Consider the following 17,426-nt stretch of genomic DNA (forward strand, 5'->3'; position numbering starts at 1 on the left):
GACAGGTCGTGACCGGTGGGGGCCGGAGCCCCCACCGGGAGGTGTCAGGACTGGTTCGACGTAATGAAGGTCACGGCGTCGCCGACGGTCTTGAGGTTCTTGACCTCGTCGTCGGGAATGGTGACGCCGAACTTCTCCTCAGCGTTGACGACGATCGTCATCATCGAGATGGAGTCGATGTCGAGGTCGTCGGTGAACGACTTCTCGAGGGCGACCTCGTCGGCCGAGATGCCGGTCTCGTCGGTGATGAGCTCGGCAAGGCCCGCGAGAACCTCGTCGTTGGTGAATGCCATGATGTCTCCTGTTTCTTGGGGGCGGGCCTGTCAGGCCCCGATCAGTCTAGGGTTCGACGCCGACGCGTCAGGGGAGGACGACGACCTGCGCGCCGAACACGAGTCCGGCGCCGAAGCCGATCTGCAGCGCGAGGCCGCCGCTCAGCTCGGGGTGCTCCTCGAGCAGGCGGTGGGTGGCGAGCGGGATGGATGCCGCCGAGGTGTTGCCCGTGGTCTCGATGTCGCGACCGATCACGACGGTCTCGGGCAGGCCCAGCTGCTTGGCGAACTCGTCGATGATGCGCATGTTCGCCTGGTGCGGCACGAACGCGGCGAGGTCGGCGGGTTCGATGCCGGCGGCCTCGATCGCCTGACGCGCGACCTTGACCATTTCCCAGACGGCCCAGCGGAAGACCGTAGGGCCCTCCTGGCGCAGGGTTGGCCACGGGGCGAGGCCGTCGCGGAAGTCGGTGAGCGTGGCGTTCATGCCCACGGCATCCGCCTTCGATCCGTCGGAACCCCAGATGGTGGGGCCGATGCCCGGAGTGTCGCTCGGGCCCACCACGACCGCACCCGCGCCGTCGCCGAGCAGGAACGAGATGCTGCGGTCGGTGGGGTCGACGACGTCGCTGAGCTTCTCGGCGCCGACGACCACGACGTGCTTCGCCAGGCCGGCCCGCACGAGGGCATCCGCCTGGCCCACGCCGTAGGCGAAGCCCGCGCACGCGGCGTTGAGGTCGTAGGCCGCGGCCGGGTTCGCCCCGATGCGGTCGGCGACGATCGCCGAGGCCGACGGCGTCTGCTTGGGGTTGCTGATGGTCGCCACGATCACGGCGTCGATGTCCTCGGGCGCGACGCCCGACTTCTCGACGGCTTCGCGCGCGGCCGCGGTCGCGAGGTCGATGGCATCCGTGTCTTTGTCCGCGCGCACGCGCGTGACGATGCCGGTGCGCTGGCGGATCCACTCATCGCTGGAGTCGATGGGCCCCACGAGGTCGTCGTTGGGCACGAAGTTCTCCCCACGCGCGGCGCCGTAGGCGTAGATGCGCGTGTGGGCGGCTCCCTGCAGCTGACGGAGGGTGGGGGTGCTCATGCCTGGTCTTCTTTCAGGAGTGAGACGGCCGCGTCGAGGTCGTCGGGGGACTTGACTGCCACGGTGGGGGTGCCGCGCAGTGCTCGCTTCGCGAGACCCGTGAGGGCGCCGGCGGGCGAGAGTTCGATGATGCCGGTCACGCCCTGCTCGGCGAACGAGGCCATGCAGCGGTCCCAGCGCACGGGAGACGAGACCTGGGCGACCACGAGATCGAGCGCGCGACGGCCCTCGGTCACGACGGAGCCGTCGGAGTTGGTCCACAGTGTCGTCGCGGGGTCGGAGACCTGCACGTCGGCGGCGGCGGCGGCCAGCGTCTCGACGGCGGGCTCCATGAAGCGGGTGTGGAAGGCGCCCGCGACCTGCAGGGGGATCACACGGGTTCCGCGCGGCGCCTCGGCGGCGAGCTCGGCGAGGGCGGGCAGCTCGCCCGCGGCCACGATCTGTCCGCCGCCGTTGTAGTTGGCGGGGGTGAGTCCGAGCGCCTCGAGGCGCTCGAGCACGGCGGTCTCGTCTCCGCCGACCACCGCGCTCATGCCGGTCTCGACGGTGGCGGCGGCCTCGGCCATCGCGCGGCCGCGGAGACCGACCAGGCGCAGCGCGTCCTCGTCGGAGAGCACTCCGGATGCCGCCAGCGCGGCGATCTCGCCCACCGAGTGCCCCGCGACGCCGGCGACGGCGGCCGTGGAGCGGTCGTTCAGCGCAGACCACGACAGCAGGCTCGCCGCGACGATCAGCGGCTGGGCGACGGCGGTGTCGCGGATCTGATCGGCATCCCACTCGGTGCCGGCGGCGACGAGGTCGACGCCCGCCTGCTCCGAGAAGGCCTCGAGGCGCTCGCGCGCTCCGTCGAGTTCGAGCCACGGGGCCAGGAAGCCGGGGGTCTGCGAACCCTGTCCCGGGAAGACGGCGATGATCACGTTTCCATCCTGCCAACGATCGGGCCCGCGCTTATGGAGATATCGACACAGATATGCGGCGTGTCTTTGTGCGCGCCGTGCATCAGCGGGCGTGTTCCGCGTCGAGCGGGCGCGAAACCCGGGCCAGATGACGGTGCTGCGGGCGATCGCTCGACCTGCTCGGTGTCACGAGAACAGGCACGCTCATCGAGAACAGGTCGATCCGAGCCGATACGGCCTGTTCCGGCCGCGTCTTCCTGTTCTCGTCGCCGGCGGACAGCCGTGGGCTCCGCACGACCCGGCGCGACACGACTCAGCGCGAAGCGGACGGTCGCCGACTGGCGAGCCCGCGACGCCGCGTGGCGTCGGTGCCGATCGAGCCGAGGATCAGCGCGGTCTGCAGGATGAGCGCTTCGCGCGGCCCCGTGGCATCCCACCCGATGACCTCCGACACGCGCTTGAGGCGGTACCGCACCGTGTTCGGGTGCACGTACAGCTCGCGCGCGGTCGCCTCGAGCGAGCGCCCGTTGTCGAGGTAGCTCCACAGCGTCGCCACGAGGTCGGCGCTGTGCGCCTGCAGCGGTCGGTACACGCGATCGACGAGCGTCTGCTTCGCGACGGCGTCGCCGGCGAGGGCGCGCTCGGGCAGCAGGTCGTCGGCCTCCACCGGGCGCGGGGCGTGTCTCCAGGCCCGGGCCACGGCGAATCCGGCGAGGGCCGCGCGGGCGCTCTGGCCCGCGTCGACGAGCGCAGGAACCGGCGGGCCCAGCACCAGATGACCCGACCCGAAACCGGGTTCGAGACGCTTGGCGATCTCGGGGAAGGGCAGTTCGACGCCGTCCTCGCCACTGCTGCGGGCGGGCAGATCGGCACGGCCGACCACGAGCACGAGGCGCGAGCCCTGCACTCCGATGAGCACGTCGACGCCGAGCTTGCGCGCCGTGCGGCGCACCTGGTCGACGTCGAGTTGCGGGGGAGTGGTGCCCACCAGCACCGCGACCTCGCCGTGCCCGTGCCAGCCGAGCGCGGCGATGCGGCTGGGGAGTTCGTCGTCGGCCTCGCCGGTGAGAATCGAGTCGACCACCAGTGCCTCGAGCCGGGCGTCCCAAAGCCCGCGGGCCTCGGCGGCGCGCGCGTAGACGTCGGCGGCGGCGAAGGCGACCTCGCGCGAGTACGACAGCATCGCCTCGCGCACCTTCTCGCTGCGGCCGGCGACGCGCTCCTCCATCACCTCGACGGTGACGCGCACGAGCTGCAGGGTCTGGGTGAGGCTGACGCTGCGCAGCAGCTCACGAGGAGCGGCGGCGAAGATGTCGGCGGCGATCGCCGGAGTGGATGCCGGCTCCTCGAACCACTGCAAAAACGAGGTGATGCCCGCCTGGGCGACGAGCCCGACCGCCGAACGCCGGGCCGGAGGCATTTCGGCGTACCAGGGCAGCGTCTCTTCGAGGCGCTGGATCGTCGCCGTCGCGAGGTCGCCCGAGATGCGGCGGAGCCAGGTGAGGGTGTCGGCCTTCTCCTGTGCGGCGGCCGCGATCGCGCCCGCAGACCGGTCGGGCCCGGCCCCGCCCGTGGAGGCGGAACCGGACCCGTCGGTGGTGCTCGTCACGCGCTCAGGCCTCGCCACCCGCGTTGCCGCTGGTGCCGGCGTTGACGTCGTGCAGGCGGTACTTCTCGATGGCCTGACCCACGACCGCGCGGTCGACCTTGCCCTCTTCGGCCAGCGCCTGCAGGGCGCGGACGGCGAGCGAGGGACCGTCGATCTTGAAGAAGCGACGGGCCGCGGCACGGGTGTCCGAGAAGCCGAAGCCGTCGGCGCCGAGGGTCCAGTAGTTCTGCGGAACCCACTGGCGGATCTGATCCTGCACCGCGTGCATCCAGTCGCTGACGGCGACGACGGGGCCGTCGGCTTCTTTCAGCTTGTCGGTGAGGTAGGCCACGCGGGGCTCTTCCTCGGGGTGCAGGAAGTTGTGCTCGTCGGCGGCGAGACCGTCGCGGCGCAGCTCGCTCCACGAGGTGACCGACCAGACGTCGGCCGTCACGCCCCAGTCGTCCTTCAGCAGGCGCTGGGCCTCGAACGCCCACGGCACACCGACGCCGGACGCGAGCAGCTGCGTGCGGGGGCCATCGCCCTCACCGGAGGAGATGTGGTGGATGCCGCGGACGATGCCGTCGACGTCGACCCCTTCGGGCTCGGCCGGCTGCACGTACGGCTCGTTGTAGACCGTCATGTAGTACATGACGTTGGGGTCGGGGTGGTTCCCGCCGTACATGCGCTCGATGCCCGAGCGGACGATGTGCGAGATCTCGTAGCCGTAGGCCGGGTCGTACGACACCGTCGCTGGGTTCGTCGAAGCGAGCAGCTGCGAGTGACCGTCGGCGTGCTGCAGGCCCTCACCGGTCAGGGTGGTGCGACCGGCCGTGGCGCCGATGATGAAGCCGCGTGCCATCTGGTCGCCGGCCGCCCACTGGGCGTCGCCCGTGCGCTGGAAGCCGAACATCGAGTAGAAGACGTAGACCGGGATCAGCGGCTCGCCGTGGGTCGAGTACGCCGTGCCCGCCGCGGTGAACGCCGCGAGGGCGCCCGCCTCGTTGATGCCGACGTGGATGATCTGGCCCTGCGGGCTCTCCTTGTACGCCAGCAGCAGCTCGCGGTCGACGGAGGTGTAGTGCTGGCCCTTGGGGTTGTAGATCTTCGCCGTCGGGAAGTACGCGTCCATACCGAACGTGCGCGCCTCGTCGGGGATGATCGGCACGATGCGGTGACCGAAGTCCTTCACCCGCAGCAGGTCTTTCAGCAGTCGCACGAACGCCATGGTGGTGGCGATCTCCTGCGTGCCGGAGCCCTTCTTCGGCAGCGCGTAGGCGGCGTCGCCCGGCAGCTCGAGGCCGACGTGCGTGGTGCGACGCTCGGGCAGGAACCCACCGAGCGAGCGACGACGCTCGAGCATGTACTTGATCGTCTCATCCTGCTCACCGGGGTTGTAGTACGGCGGCTGGTACGGGTTCTCGTCGAGCTGCGCGTCGGTGACGGGGATGTCCATCGCGTCGCGGAAGGCCTTGAGGTCGTCGAGCGTCAGCTTCTTCATCTGGTGGGTCGCGTTGCGGCCCTCGAAGTGCGGTCCGAGGCCGTAGCCCTTGATCGTCTTCGCCAGGATGACGGTGGGCTGGCCCTTGTGCTCCTTGGCCGCCTTGAACGCCGCGAACACCTTGCGGTAGTCGTGGCCACCGCGCTTGAGGCCCCAGACCTGCTCGTCGGTGTAGTCCTTGACGAGCTCGAGGGCGCGGGGGTCGCGACCGAAGAAGTTCTCGCGCACGTAGGCGCCGTTCTCGGCCTTGTAGGTCTGGTAGTCGCCGTCGGGGGTGCTGTTCATGAGGTTGAGCAGCGCGCCCTCGGTGTCGCGGGCGAGCAGGTCGTCCCACTCGCGGCCCCAGACGACCTTGATGACGTTCCAGCCGGCACCACGGAAGAAGCTCTCGAGCTCCTGGATGATCTTGCCGTTACCGCGGACCGGGCCGTCGAGGCGCTGGAGGTTGCAGTTGACGATGAAGGTCAGGTTGTCGAGGCCTTCGTTCGCCGCGACCTGCAGCTGTCCGCGGCTCTCGACCTCGTCCATCTCGCCGTCACCGAGGTAGGCCCAGACGTGCGAGTCGCTGACGTCCTTGATGCCACGGTTCGACAGGTACTTGTTCGACATCGCCTGGTAGATCGCGTTGATCGGGCCGAGACCCATCGACACGGTCGGGAACTGCCAGAACTCCGGCATGAGGCGCGGGTGCGGGTACGACGGGATGCCGTTGGGCGCCTGCGACTTCTCCTGACGGAAGCCGTCGAGCTGCGCCTCGGTGAGGCGACCCTCGAGGTAGGCGCGGGCGTAGGCGCCGGGGGAGGCGTGGCCCTGGATGAAGATCTGGTCTCCGCCCGACGGGTCGTCGAGGCCGCGGAAGAAGTGGTTGAAGCCCACTTCGTACAGCGCCGCCGACGAGGCGTAGGTGGAGATGTGGCCGCCGACGCCGATGCCGGGGCGCTGGGCGCGGTGCACGGTGACCGCGGCGTTCCAGCGGATCCACTTGCGGTAGCGGCGCTCGAGCTCCTCGTCACCGGGGAACTCGGGCTCGTTCTTCTGCGAGATCGTGTTGATGTAGTCGGTGGTCGGAACCATCGGCACGTTCAGGTGCAGTTCTTTCGAGCCCTTCAGCAGGCTCAGCATGATCTCGCGAGCGCGAGCCGGACCCTTCGCCTGGACCAGCTGGCGCAGGGATTCCTGCCACTCCCCGGTCTCTTCCGGGTCGCTGTCCTGCGGCCCCTGCGAATACGGATCCTGGTCGTGAACAGTCACGGAAGACCTTTCGTCGTCTGGCAGGTCATGCCAGAGAATCGCCATACGAGTGCGGCAACCCTTGTTCGCTCCGCACAATCAACCAGCGTCCAGCCTAGCGAGTCGCGACGACATCGGCTGCGCGCGGCGCTCGCGAGCCCGCCCCGGGTCGCCGCGACGGTTCGACGTCGAGACGACGCGCCCTGCGCCAAGACGTAGAGCGGCGGATGCCGTGTGCCGACGCGCCCGCCCGGTGCGGACGTCCGACCGGTCTAGCCTGAGCGCGTGAGCACGCACGAAGGCTTCCGCACGAGGCCCGAACACCGCTGGCCGGTCCTGATCGCCCTCGGCGTGGGCACGGGGCTCTACGCCGTGCTACCGAGCGAGGCCAGCGGCATCCTGCGCTACGTCGTGGTGGTCGTCGGCATCCTGTGCGCGATTCCGATGGTCGTGACGAACCCCTCACGTCTGACCCGCGACTCCCGAATCGGCCGCGTGTTCGCGATCGCGTTCACGGTCATCCTGCTGGTCGCCAACCAGATCGCGTTCTTCCTGCTGGTGAACCAGCTGCTGCAGGGGCAGGGGAGCGGCGCCTCGACGCTGCTCGGGGCGGCGCAGGTGTGGGCGATCAACGTCATCGGCTACGCCGTCGTCTATTGGGAGATGGACCGCGGCGGTCCCATCGCCCGCCGCCGCGACGCGCGCGACGAGCTTCCGCCCGCCGACTTCCAGTTCCCCCAGGACTCCGACCGCGACGCGGTGAGCGAGGTGGCGCGCCGCTCGTCCGACACCGAGGACTGGGCGCCCGGCTACGTCGACTACCTGTACTTCTCGGCATCCAACGCCATGGCCTTCAGCCCCACCGACGTCATGCCGCTGTCGAGCAGGGCGAAGCTGTTCATGATGGTGCAGGCGGTGTCGGGCTTCATCCTGCTGGCGCTGGTGATCGCGCGCAGCGTGAACATCCTGAACTGACCTGCTCGGATCCGACACGGGCGTCGCCGAGTCGTAGGTGGTGGGCCCTGCCGGGATCGAACCGACGACATCCACGGTGTAAACGTGGCGCTCTACCAGCTGAGCTAAAGGCCCTGGTCCCTCGAGTCTAGCCCGGTAGACGCCGCACTCCTGGGGCGTGGTGTCCGGATGCCGCGACCTCACCGATCCGCCGCGGAGCGATGCGGGCGTCGGCGCTCGCGTGCCGCGGATGTCGGAGGCCCGGGGTAGCGTGGGGGACGTGAATGCCGATCCCGCCGACCAGCGCAAACTGCTCGACCTCGCCGACCTCGACGCGCGTATCCACCGTGACGAGAAGGTCGCCGGCAACCCGCCGCAGGCCGAGCGCGTGCGCGAGCTGATCGCGCAGCGGGCGACCCTCACCCAAGAGCTGACGACGCGTGCCAACGCCCGCGACGACATCAACGCCGAGCTGAGGCGCCTCGAGTCCGACGTCGCCGTGGTCGATGCCCGCATCGCGCGCGACACCGAGCGTCTCGCCGCGTCGTCGAACCCCAAGCAGGCTCAGGGCTTCGAGAGCGAGCTGACCTCGCTCAAGCGCCGCAAGGGCGACCTCGAAGACATGGAGATCGCGCTCATGGAGCGCCTCGAGGCAGCGGATGCCGCTGTCGCCGAGCAAGAGGCAGTGATCGCCGACACCAATGCGCAGGGCGCTCAGCTCAGCGCCGAGGCGAAGACCACCGTCACCGACGCGAACACACGCCTCGACGGCGCGCGTCGCGACCGTGACGCCGTGGCCGCCTCCATCCCCGCCGATCTGCTCGGGCTCTACGAGCGTCTCGCATCGCGTGGCAACGGCGCCGGGCTCCTTCTCGCCGGTGCGTGCGAAGCGTGCCGCATGGTGCTCCCGCCGAGCGATCTCGCCATCGTCCGCCGCGCGCAGACCGACGAGGTCGTGTTCTGCCCCGAGTGCGGCGCGATCCTCGTCCGCACCGAAGAGTCCCGATGACCCGAGACGGCCGTGGCCTCTGACACGGTCGTCGTCGCCCGCGCGGCATCCGGGTCACCCGTCCTGATCGACCTCGACGCCGACGCGAACCCGGTCCGCTCCGTCGAAGTCGACGACCTCGTCGCGGCCGTCCACGAGCGCGAGCAGGCGGGCGACGTCCGCTGGGTCTGGCCCGACACCGCGTCCGCCTACCCGCCGCTGCTCGACGCCGGCGTGCGCGTCGCGCGTGCGTGGGACCTGCGGCTCGTGCACGCGATCCTGCGCGACGCCGTCGCGGTCACCGACGACGCCGGGCTCCGCCGCGCGACCGCCTGGGACGCGGCCTCCAGCGAACCCGACGCGGGCGACGCCCTCTTCGACCTGGGGGAGTCGGCAGCCGGGGTCCCCGAATCCGCCGAAGAGGCCGTCGCCGAATACCGACGTCAGCACTCCGCCCTTGCCGCCTCAGCGACTCCCGGCGCGCTGCGGCTGCTGGCCGCCGCCGAGTCAGCCGGTGCGCTCATCGCCGTCGAATTGCACACCGCGGGCGTGCCGTGGAGCATCGACGCGCACGAACGCCTGCTCGAGGCCGAGCTCGGGCCGCGGCGCGGCGGCGGGCTCCCGGAACGCATCGAGCAGACGGCCGCCGTCGTCCGCGACGCCCTGGGCGACCCGCGGGCCTCTCTCGACTCGCAGCCGCGTCTGCTGCGCTCCCTGCACCGCGCCGGCCTGCTCGTGCAGTCGACGAGTCGGTGGGAACTGTCGGAGCACGATCACCCGGCCGTCGCCCCGCTCATCGCCTACAAGAAGCAGATGCGCCTGTACACCGCGAACGGCTGGGCATGGCTGGCCGAATGGGTGCGCGACGGTCGCTTCCGCCCCGTCTACGTGCCGGCCGGCGTCGTCACCGGGCGGTGGGCGTCCTCGGGCGGGGGCGCCCTGCAGATCCCGCGTGCGCTGCGCACCGCGGTGCGCGCCGACCCCGGCTGGACGCTCGTGACCGCCGACGTCGCCCAGCTCGAGCCCCGCGTGCTCGCCGCGATGGCGCGCGACACGGCCTTGGCCGAGGCGGCCGCCGGGCGCGACCTGTACGCGGGCATCGTCGACCGCGGAGCCGTGGCGAGCCGCGCCGAGGCGAAACTCGCGATGCTCGGGGCGATGTACGGCGCCACGACCGGCGAGAGCGGCCGACTGCTCCCGCGGCTGCGACGTACCTTCCCGCGCGCGATGCAACTCGTCGACGACGCCGCACGCACCGGCGAAGAGGGCGGCGTCGTGCACACGTGGCTCGGCCGCACCTCGCCCGCGGCGGGGGAGTCGTGGCGCGCCCTGCAGTCGCTGGCGAGCGAGTCGGCGGCATCCGGGATTGACGAGAACAGGGCACGCCGTTCCGCGCGCGATCGCGGACGCTTCACCCGCAACTTCGTCGTGCAGGGCACCGCCGCCGAGTGGGCGCTCGCGTGGCTGGCCGACCTGCGGGGGCGCCTGGCGGCGTTCCCCGAGACGGATGCCGATGCCCCGGCCGCGGCCTCCGGTGCGGTGTTCTCGCGACGACCGCACCTGGCGTTCTTCCTGCACGACGAGATCGTCGTGCACACTCCGATCGAGCACGCGGATGCCGTCGCCGCGGCGGTGCGCGAAGCCGCAGCCGCTGCCGGGCGGCTGCTGTTCGGCACGTTCCCCATCGACTTCCCGCTCGACCTGCGCATCGGGGCGACCGCGGAGAAGGGCTGAGGCCGCCCACCGGTAGACTGGCCGATGCGAATGGGTCGGCTGGACGGTCGCGTCACGGGTTCGCCCGTGCCGAGGAACGTCCGGGCTCCACAGGGCAGGACGGTGGGTAACGCCCACCCGGAGCAATCCGCGAGACAGTGCCACAGAGAGCAGACCGCCCCACGGTCCCTGAGCTTGTCGAAGGGCCGCGGGGTAAGGGTGAAAGGGTGGTGTAAGAGACCACCGGGGTCGTGGTGACACGACCCGCGAGGTAAACCTCGTCCGGAGCAAGGCCAGACAGGGGATGACGACGCGGCTCGCCGAGTCCCCGGGTAGGCCGCTGGAGCGTCACGGCAACGTGTCGCCGAGAGAGATGACCGTCCACGGGGTTCCTGAGCTTGTCGAAGGAACCCTCGGACAGAACCCGGCGTACAGGCCGGCCCATTCGCACACACTGCATGACGACAGTCCGCGTCAGTGAGGATCCTCGGGGCTGTCGCCCTTGCGCCGATCGATCAGACGAGCGATCACGGCACCGATCGAGTCGATGACCGACGCGACGAACTCCCACACGACGCTCATCGGCTGCGCCGGCCCCGCACTCGCCAGTACCAGCCGTACGCGATGAATCCGATGCCACCCACCCAGAGCACAGGGAGCGCGAGCCACATCGGGATCCCGCGACCGGTCGTTCCCAACGGGTCTGCGAGGAACAGGGGAAAGCCGAGCAACCCGCCCAGCACGAAGGCGATCCCTAGGCCGATGAGGACGGTGGGGCGCTGGGGTCCGGATGCCATACGCCGGATGCTGTCAGCCACGGCAAGCTGCCGCAATCCTCGGTCGACGCGAGCGCGCTCTCCTATCGCGAGCGCGTAGGGCCCCTGCATACGACGACGGCCCCGCCCGCTCCCTCGAGCGATGCGGGGCCGTCGTGGCGATCGGCGGGTTACGCCCCCGGACCCGAGTCGTATCCGCCTGCCGGCGGCGCCATGCCCCCACCCGGAATGCCGCGACGCGCGCGCTCTTCGTCGGCACGCAGGATGCCGTTCTTCACCGCGGTCCGCATGATCAGGTACGAGACCCAGATCGCGAGCGCGAGGATCGCGATATAGACGATGAACCCGATGATCAGAACCCCGATACCGAGACCTGCGGCCGCGCCGCTGTAGTCGTTGCTCACGATAATTCCCCCTCTGTGTCGTGTGCGTGGATGACGCTGACACTAGGGGGCGGCAGGGCAGGAGCGCATCAGGTTTGACCCGCGGAGCGCGGTTCGGTACGGATGCGCGCAGCGTCCACCACCCGTCGAGTGTCGGACATATGTTCTACACTCGAACTCGGCCGGGGAAGGGGTCCGGTGCATGGGATCGACGAGGGTCAGCGATGAGATGGTCGCTCGGGTACTGGCATCCATCGCCCCCTGCACGCTGCAGCCCGAGACCTGGGGCGCGCGCCCCATCGAGTGGTACGCCGACAAGCGCCCGGTGTGGGCGTGGGTCACCTGGCCGAACCGCGCCGCCACCCGCGAACCCGCGTGGGCGACGGGCGGCAACGACCGCGTCGTCATGCTCGAGGTGCCGTGCGAGGGCGGACACTGGGCGCCGGTGGTCTGGCGCAACGCCGTCAGCGTGCGTCAGGTCGCCGCAGCCTGAGCGGGCTCCGGATGCCGTGCCCTCAGCGACCTCAGCTCGGGTCGGCCTTCGGGGCCACCGCCGGCAGCGCCTCGGGCACCGGCACGGCGAGCGAGGCCGCGCCGATGATGCCCGCGTTGTTGCGGTGCTTCGCCGGCAGGATCGGCGCGCGCAGCTTCAGCAGCGGCAGGAAGTGCTCCGAGTGCTTCGACACGCCGCCGCCGACGACGATGAGGTCGGGGCTGAAGAGGAACTCGACGTAGTCGTAGTACCACTGCAGGCGCTTCGCCCACTTCTCCCACGACAGCTCTTCGCGCTCCAGCGCCGAGTACGCGGCGAAGTGCTCGGCGTCTCTCTTGTGGCCGGCGCGCTGCAGGTGACCGAGCTCGCTGTTGGGCACGAGGACGCCGTCGTAGATCATGGCCGAGCCGATGCCCGTGCCGAGCGTCGTGAGGATCACGAGGCCGTCCACGCCCTTGGCCGCGCCGTAGCGGACCTCGGCGATACCGGCGACGTCGGCGTCGTTGGCGAAGTGGATGTCGCGCGACAGTCCGTGCTCGAAGAACTTCTCGGCCTCGAAGCCGATCCACGACTTCGACACGTTCGCGGCCGAGAGCGTCTGGCCGTTCTTCACGATTGCGGGGAACGCCACGCCCAAGGGCAGGTCCTCGGGGGCCTCGAGGGTCTCGAGCACCTGCTTCACCGCGGCCAGCACGTCGGCCGGCTCCGCACCTTCCGGCGTCGCGACCTTCACCCGGTCGCTGACGAGCTCCCCGGCATCCAGATCCACGATTCCGGCCTTGATGCCGGTTCCGCCGATGTCCACTCCGACCGCGCGAGATGCATTCGTTGCCATACCCCTCAGCCTAGCCAGCCGGACGGTCGGGATCAGTAGGATCGGGGGAGCACCGGCGGTTCGCGCCGAGGGGCGCGACCCATGTGAGGAGCCATCGTGAGCGACGAGAACAAGCAGTACTGGTACAACCTCGAGACCCGCGAGGTCGAGCAGGGGTTCGAGTCTCCGGCGGTCGATCGTGCCGGCCCCTTCGCCACCGCCGAAGAGGCCGCTCAGGCTCCGGAGCTGCTGAAGAAGCGTTCGCAGCAGTGGGCCGAAGAAGAGGCCCGCGACGACTGGGGCTCCGGCTCCGCCCGCTGAACGCCCACCGAAACGAGGGATGACGATGGACAAGCAGCGCGATTTCGTCTTGCGCACGATCGAGGAGCGCGGCGTCAAGTTCGTGCGCCTGTGGTTCACCGACGTGGTCGGCACGCTTAAGTCGGTGGCGATCGCCCCGGCCGAGGTCGAGGGTGCCTTCACCGAGGGACTGGGCTTCGACGGCTCGGCGATCGAGGGGCTGACGCGGTCGTACGAGTCCGACCTGCTCGCGCACCCCGACCCCACGACCTTCCAGATCCTGCCGTGGCGCGGTGAGATCGACCCGACCGCGCGCATGTTCTGCGACATCACGACGCCCGACGGGCAGCCGGCGGTCGCCGATCCGCGGCACGTGCTCAAGCGCACGCTCGCCAAGGCCGCCGACGCCGGGTTCACGTTCTACACGCACCCCGAGATCGAGTTCTACCTGCTGAAGTCGTCGCAGCTGGGTCCCGACGGACGCCCGCAGCCCGTCGACTCGGCCGGCTACTTCGACAACGTCCCCGGCGGAACGGCGCACGACTTCCGTCGCCGGTCGGTGCGCATGCTCGAAGACCTCGGCATCTCGGTGGAATTCAGCCACCACGAGGGCGGCCCGGGCCAGAACGAGATCGACCTGCGGTACGCCGACGCGCTGACCACGGCCGACAACATCATGACCTTCCGCACCGTCGTCAAAGAGGTCGCGATCGAGCAGGGCGTCTACGCGACGTTCATGCCGAAGCCCATCAGCGGCCAGCCCGGCAGCGGCATGCACACGCACCTGTCGCTCTTCGAGGGCGACATGAACGCCTTCTACGAAGAGGGCGGCCAGTATCAGCTGTCGAAGGTCGGGCGTCACTTCATCGCGGGCCTGCTGCGTCACGCCAACGAGATCTCGGCCGTGACCAACCAGTTCGTGAACTCCTACAAGCGACTGTGGGGCGGCGACGAGGCTCCGAGCTTCATCTGCTGGGGCCACAACAACCGCTCTGCTCTCGTGCGCGTGCCGCTGTACAAGCCCAACAAGGGGCAGTCGACGCGGGTCGAGTACCGTGCGCTCGACTCCGCCGCCAACCCCTACCTGTCGTACGCGCTCATGCTCGCGGCCGGCCTCAAGGGCATCGAAGAGGAGTACGAGCTCCCCGCCGAGGCCGAAGACAACGTGTGGTCGCTGAGCGACTCGGAGCGCCGCGCCCTCGGCTACGCGCCCCTGCCGGCGAGCCTCGACCACGCTCTCGAGTACCTCGAGGAGTCGGAGCTGGTCGCCGAGACGCTCGGCGAGACAGTGTTCAAGTACGTGCTGCTCAACAAGCGTCGCGAGTGGCAGCAGTACCGCGCTCAGGTGACGCCGTTCGAGCTCGCCAGCAACCTCGAGGCGCTCTGACGGAGGGTCCATGACCTCGGGCGATCGGTCGACCGCGCTCACCGCGCTCGCCCGCACCGGCTTCTCGCGGCTCGCCAAAGCAGATTCCCTGCTCGGTGAGCTCGAGGAGCAGCTCGGTGCGGAGCGGGCGGATGCCATGGCGCTCGCGCAGCGCGTGGCCGACCCCGATCGGGCGGTGCTGGCGATCCTGCAGGTCGCCCGGCGTGACAGGGAGGCGGTTCGCTCCGTCTCAACTGACGCCGGCGCGTGGCGTGCCCTGTGGGATCTGGTGGGCGCGTCCGACGGGTTCGCGGAGTTCTACCTGCGACACCCCGACGAGCTGGTGCACCTCTCGGGTGCCGGGCTCACCGTGCCCGACGAGCAGACGATGCGCGCCGAGCTTCTGGCATCCGTGCACGATGTCGACGGGTTCGCGGGAGATGCGACGGATGCCGCGTGGGTGGCGCTGCGCGTGCGCTACCGGCGCCTGCTGGCCCGCATCGCGGCGTACGACCTCGGCCAAGACGACCCGGCCGGCGCGATCAGCGTCGTGTCGTCGGCCCTCGCCGACCTCGCGGGGGCGGCCCTGGAGGCGTCGCTCAGTGTCGCGCGTGCGCGGGTGAGCGGCGCGGGGCCCGGCGCGTTCCCGCGCGAGCAGGTCGAAGCAACGCGCTTCGCGATCATCGCGATGGGCAAGACCGGCGCGCGGGAGCTCAACTACGTCAGCGACGTCGACGTGATCTTCGTGGGCGGTTCGGCCGACGAAGAAGTGGTGACCGAAGCCCGTGCCATCGACATCGGCACACGCTTGGCCGTGCAGACGATGCGCGGCATCTCCGGCGCCGAGATCGAGCCTCCGCTCTGGGAGGTCGACGCGAACCTGCGCCCCGAGGGCAAGCAGGGCGCCCTGGTGCGCAGCCTCGCCTCGCACGAGCAGTACTACGCGCGCTGGGCGAAGAGCTGGGAGTTCCAGGCGCTGTTGAAGGCCCGTGCGATCGCGGGCGATGCGACGCTCGGCGCCGAGTACGTCTCCGCGATGCAGCCCCTGGTCTGGCACAGCGCGGAGCGCGAGAACTTCGTCGAGGGCGTCCAGCGCATGCGCGAGCGCGTCACCGACAACATCCCCGCGGCGGAGGTCAACCGTCAGTTGAAGCTCGGGCCCGGCGGCATCCGCGACGTCGAGTTCACCGTGCAGCTGCTGCAGCTCGTGCACGGCTTGACCGACGAACGCATCCGCCAGCGCGGCACGCTCGAAGCCCTCGACGCGCTGGTCGCCGAGGGGTACATCGGTCGCACCGAGGCCGAGGCCTTCGGCCGCGACTACCGCCTGCTCCGCCTGCTCGAGCACCGTCTGCAGCTGCGCGGCCTGCGCCGCACGGCGCTGCTGCCTGAAAAAGACGACGACCTGCGGGTGCTCGCGCGAGCGTCGCGGCTGGCCGACTCGGCATCCGGAGTGCAGGCCGTGTGGGAGGGCATCAAGCGCGAGGTGCGCGACATCCACGTGCGCCTGTTCTACCGCCCGCTGCTGTCGGCGGTGGCCGCGCTTCCCGAGGGCGAGCGCACGCTGTCGACCGCGCAGGCCCGCGATCGCCTCGCCGCGATCGGCTTCCGCGACCCGGCCGGTGCTCTGCGCCACATCGCCGCCCTCACCAGCGGGCTGAGCCGCAAGTCGACCATCCAGCGCCACCTCATGCCGATCATGATCCGGTGGTTCGCCGACGGGGTCGATCCCGACTACGGGCTGCTGGTCTTCCGTCGCATCAGCGAGCGCCTCGGCAACACCCCGTGGTTCCTGCGGATGCTGCGCGACTCCGCCGGCGCGGCCGAGAGCCTCACGCGGGTGCTCTCGGGCTCGCGCTACATCGGCGAGCTGATGGAGTGGATCCCCGAGTCGGTCGCGTGGCTCGACGACGACGCGCTGTTGCGCCCGCGCTCGGGCAAGGCGCTCGAAGAAGAGGCGCGAGCGATCCAAACGCGCTGGCAGAACATCGACGACGCGATGCGCTCGGTGCGTGCGCTGCGACGTCGCGAGATGCTGCGCGTCGCGATGGCGGCGGTGCTGGGCACGGTGTCGCTCGAAGAGCTGTCGGATGCGCTCAGCACGATCACCGAGGTCACGATCCAGGCGACGCTGCGGGCCGTTCGCCGCGTGGTGGTGCCCCCGGAAGACGACGACCTCGACTTCGCCATCATCGCGATGGGGCGCTTCGGCGGTCGCGAGCTCGGCTTCGGGTCGGATGCCGACGTGATGTACGTCTACCGGGCGAACGGCGTCGACCCGCAGCGCGCCAGCCAGTTGGCCCTCAAGATCGTCGCGGGCGTGCGCGAGCAGTCGGAAGACCACCGTCTGCCGCTCGATCTCGATGCCGAGCTCCGACCCGAGGGTCGCAGCGGCCCCCTGGCACGCTCGCTCGACGCGTACGCCGAGTACTACCGGCGCTGGTCGCTGTCGTGGGAGGCCCAGGCACTGCTGCGGGCGCGCGGTGTCGCCGGAAGCGTGAAGCTGATCACCGCGTTCATGGAGCTGGCCGACGAGGTACGCTACCCGGTCACGGCCGACCAGAACGGATTGCGCGAGATCCGCCGCATCAAGGCACGGGTCGAGAACGAACGGCTGCCGCAGGGTGCCGACCCCGCGCGTCACCTGAAGCTCGGCCCGGGCTCCCTCAGCGACGTCGAGTGGCTCGTGCAGTTGTTGCAGCTGCAGCACGCGCGCGCGGTTCCGGGCATGCGCACGACCTCGACGCTCGATGCGCTGAGCGCGGCGGCCGACGCGGGCATCATCGAGCACGACGCCGCCGACAAGCTCGCCGCGGCCTGGCACCTGGCCAGCCGCCTGCGCTCGGCGAACACCCTTCTCTCGGGCCAGACGAGCGACGTGCTGCCGGTCGACCGCGGAAAGCTCGACGGCATCGGCCGCATTCTGGAGTACGCGCCGCGCTCGGCGACGCAGGTCGAAGAGGACTACCTCGGCGCCACTCGCCGTGCGCGCCGCGTGTTCGACAAGCTCTTCTACGGGTGAGATCGGCGGATGCCGCATGCGTGGCATCCGCCGATCT

General features: G+C 70.2%; 15 protein-coding genes, 1 tRNA gene and 1 other RNA gene. 8 read left to right on the plus strand and 9 right to left on the minus strand.

The window, feature by feature from the left end; genetic code table 11:
• Positions 1 to 44 precede the first annotated feature (44 nt).
• The 5 genes from ABXS86_RS02400 to aceE all read right to left on the minus strand — a co-directional run bounded on the left by ABXS86_RS02400 (position 45) and on the right by aceE (position 6,601).
• The gene (locus tag ABXS86_RS02400; protein ID WP_022880558.1) at positions 45 to 293 is read right to left on the minus strand and encodes an acyl carrier protein; all 249 of its coding nucleotides are present in this window, start codon (positions 291 to 293) and stop codon (positions 45 to 47) included.
• Between the two features lie 67 nt (positions 294 to 360).
• Complete coding sequence (locus ABXS86_RS02405; protein WP_353665502.1) at positions 361 to 1,365, minus strand: beta-ketoacyl-ACP synthase III; 1,005 nt, start codon at positions 1,363 to 1,365, stop codon at positions 361 to 363.
• The gene (locus tag ABXS86_RS02410; RefSeq protein ID WP_353665503.1) at positions 1,362 to 2,282 is read right to left on the minus strand and encodes an ACP S-malonyltransferase; all 921 of its coding nucleotides are present in this window, start codon (positions 2,280 to 2,282) and stop codon (positions 1,362 to 1,364) included. The genes ABXS86_RS02405 and ABXS86_RS02410 overlap by 4 nt, the downstream gene beginning before the upstream one ends.
• A 292-nt stretch (positions 2,283 to 2,574) precedes the next feature.
• Positions 2,575 to 3,798, minus strand: coding sequence for a PucR family transcriptional regulator (locus tag ABXS86_RS02415; protein WP_144833794.1), 1,224 nt, complete (start codon positions 3,796 to 3,798; stop codon positions 2,575 to 2,577).
• 76 nt (positions 3,799 to 3,874) lie between these two features.
• Positions 3,875 to 6,601: a pyruvate dehydrogenase (acetyl-transferring), homodimeric type gene (gene aceE / locus ABXS86_RS02420; RefSeq protein WP_353665504.1), complete on the minus strand. Its 2,727-nt coding sequence runs from the start codon at positions 6,599 to 6,601 to the stop codon at positions 3,875 to 3,877.
• Positions 6,602 to 6,865: 264 nt separating this feature from the next.
• Between aceE and ABXS86_RS02425 the strand changes: the two genes are divergently transcribed.
• On the plus strand, positions 6,866 to 7,555 hold the full coding sequence (locus ABXS86_RS02425) for a DUF1345 domain-containing protein (protein WP_307211184.1): 690 nt from the start codon (positions 6,866 to 6,868) through the stop codon (positions 7,553 to 7,555).
• 38 nt (positions 7,556 to 7,593) lie between these two features.
• Here ABXS86_RS02425 and ABXS86_RS02430 read toward each other — a convergent pair.
• Positions 7,594 to 7,669: transfer RNA gene (locus ABXS86_RS02430), tRNA-Val, on the minus strand.
• 145 nt (positions 7,670 to 7,814) lie between these two features.
• Here ABXS86_RS02430 and ABXS86_RS02435 point away from each other — a divergent pair.
• The 3 genes from ABXS86_RS02435 to rnpB all read left to right on the plus strand — a co-directional run bounded on the left by ABXS86_RS02435 (position 7,815) and on the right by rnpB (position 10,683).
• Entirely contained in the window at positions 7,815 to 8,543 is a 729-nt protein-coding gene (locus tag ABXS86_RS02435) for a zinc ribbon domain-containing protein (RefSeq protein ID WP_353665505.1), read from the plus strand.
• 12 nt (positions 8,544 to 8,555) lie between these two features.
• A complete protein-coding gene (locus tag ABXS86_RS02440; RefSeq protein WP_353665506.1) occupies positions 8,556 to 10,256 on the plus strand; it encodes a bifunctional 3'-5' exonuclease/DNA polymerase in 1,701 nt (566 codons plus the stop codon).
• Between the two features lie 31 nt (positions 10,257 to 10,287).
• Positions 10,288 to 10,683, plus strand: an RNA gene (gene rnpB / locus ABXS86_RS02445) — RNase P RNA component class A.
• A 130-nt stretch (positions 10,684 to 10,813) separates the two neighbouring features.
• On the opposite strand, the gene ABXS86_RS02450 is transcribed toward rnpB, so the two are convergent.
• Entirely contained in the window at positions 10,814 to 11,053 is a 240-nt protein-coding gene (locus tag ABXS86_RS02450) for a hypothetical protein (RefSeq protein WP_353665507.1), read from the minus strand.
• A gap of 128 nt (positions 11,054 to 11,181) precedes the next feature.
• Complete coding sequence (locus tag ABXS86_RS02455) at positions 11,182 to 11,415, minus strand: hypothetical protein (protein WP_353665508.1); 234 nt, start codon at positions 11,413 to 11,415, stop codon at positions 11,182 to 11,184.
• Positions 11,416 to 11,596: 181 nt separating this feature from the next.
• On the opposite strand from ABXS86_RS02455, the gene ABXS86_RS02460 reads away from it, so the two are divergent.
• Positions 11,597 to 11,887, plus strand: a complete 291-nt coding sequence (locus ABXS86_RS02460) for a hypothetical protein (protein WP_144785099.1) — start codon at positions 11,597 to 11,599, stop codon at positions 11,885 to 11,887.
• 31 nt (positions 11,888 to 11,918) lie between these two features.
• On the opposite strand, the gene ppgK is transcribed toward ABXS86_RS02460, so the two are convergent.
• Positions 11,919 to 12,722, minus strand: coding sequence for a polyphosphate--glucose phosphotransferase (gene ppgK / locus ABXS86_RS02465; RefSeq protein WP_307211174.1), 804 nt, complete (start codon positions 12,720 to 12,722; stop codon positions 11,919 to 11,921).
• A gap of 96 nt (positions 12,723 to 12,818) precedes the next feature.
• Here ppgK and ABXS86_RS02470 point away from each other — a divergent pair, with 96 nt between their 5' ends.
• The 3 genes from ABXS86_RS02470 to ABXS86_RS02480 are packed head-to-tail and all read left to right on the plus strand — an operon-like array spanning position 12,819 to position 17,389.
• On the plus strand, positions 12,819 to 13,022 hold the full coding sequence (locus tag ABXS86_RS02470; RefSeq protein WP_353665509.1) for an SPOR domain-containing protein: 204 nt from the start codon (positions 12,819 to 12,821) through the stop codon (positions 13,020 to 13,022).
• Positions 13,023 to 13,047: 25 nt separating this feature from the next.
• Complete coding sequence (gene glnA, locus ABXS86_RS02475) at positions 13,048 to 14,388, plus strand: type I glutamate--ammonia ligase (protein ID WP_144833792.1); 1,341 nt, start codon at positions 13,048 to 13,050, stop codon at positions 14,386 to 14,388.
• Between the two features lie 10 nt (positions 14,389 to 14,398).
• Positions 14,399 to 17,389: a bifunctional [glutamine synthetase] adenylyltransferase/[glutamine synthetase]-adenylyl-L-tyrosine phosphorylase gene (locus ABXS86_RS02480; RefSeq protein WP_353665510.1), complete on the plus strand. Its 2,991-nt coding sequence runs from the start codon at positions 14,399 to 14,401 to the stop codon at positions 17,387 to 17,389.
• The last annotated feature ends 37 nt before the right edge of the window (positions 17,390 to 17,426 follow it).

Origin of the sequence: Microbacterium sp. che218 (assembly GCF_040436305.1) — a bacterium.
GTDB classification, from domain to species: Bacteria; Actinomycetota; Actinomycetes; order Actinomycetales; family Microbacteriaceae; genus Microbacterium; species Microbacterium algihabitans.

What these genes read in the sequence shown, in the direction of transcription:
- ABXS86_RS02480 (WP_353665510.1), top strand. Translation starts at nt 14,399, where the DNA reads ATGACCTCGGGCGATCGGTCGACCGCGCTCACCGCGCTCGCCCGCACC.
- ABXS86_RS02460 (WP_144785099.1), top strand. Translation starts at nt 11,597, where the DNA reads ATGGGATCGACGAGGGTCAGCGATGAGATGGTCGCTCGGGTACTGGCA.
- ppgK (WP_307211174.1), bottom strand. Translation starts at nt 12,722, where the DNA reads ATGGCAACGAATGCATCTCGCGCGGTCGGAGTGGACATCGGCGGAACC.
- ABXS86_RS02405 (WP_353665502.1), bottom strand. Translation starts at nt 1,365, where the DNA reads ATGAGCACCCCCACCCTCCGTCAGCTGCAGGGAGCCGCCCACACGCGC.
- ABXS86_RS02400 (WP_022880558.1), bottom strand. Translation starts at nt 293, where the DNA reads ATGGCATTCACCAACGACGAGGTTCTCGCGGGCCTTGCCGAGCTCATC.
- glnA (WP_144833792.1), top strand. Translation starts at nt 13,048, where the DNA reads ATGGACAAGCAGCGCGATTTCGTCTTGCGCACGATCGAGGAGCGCGGC.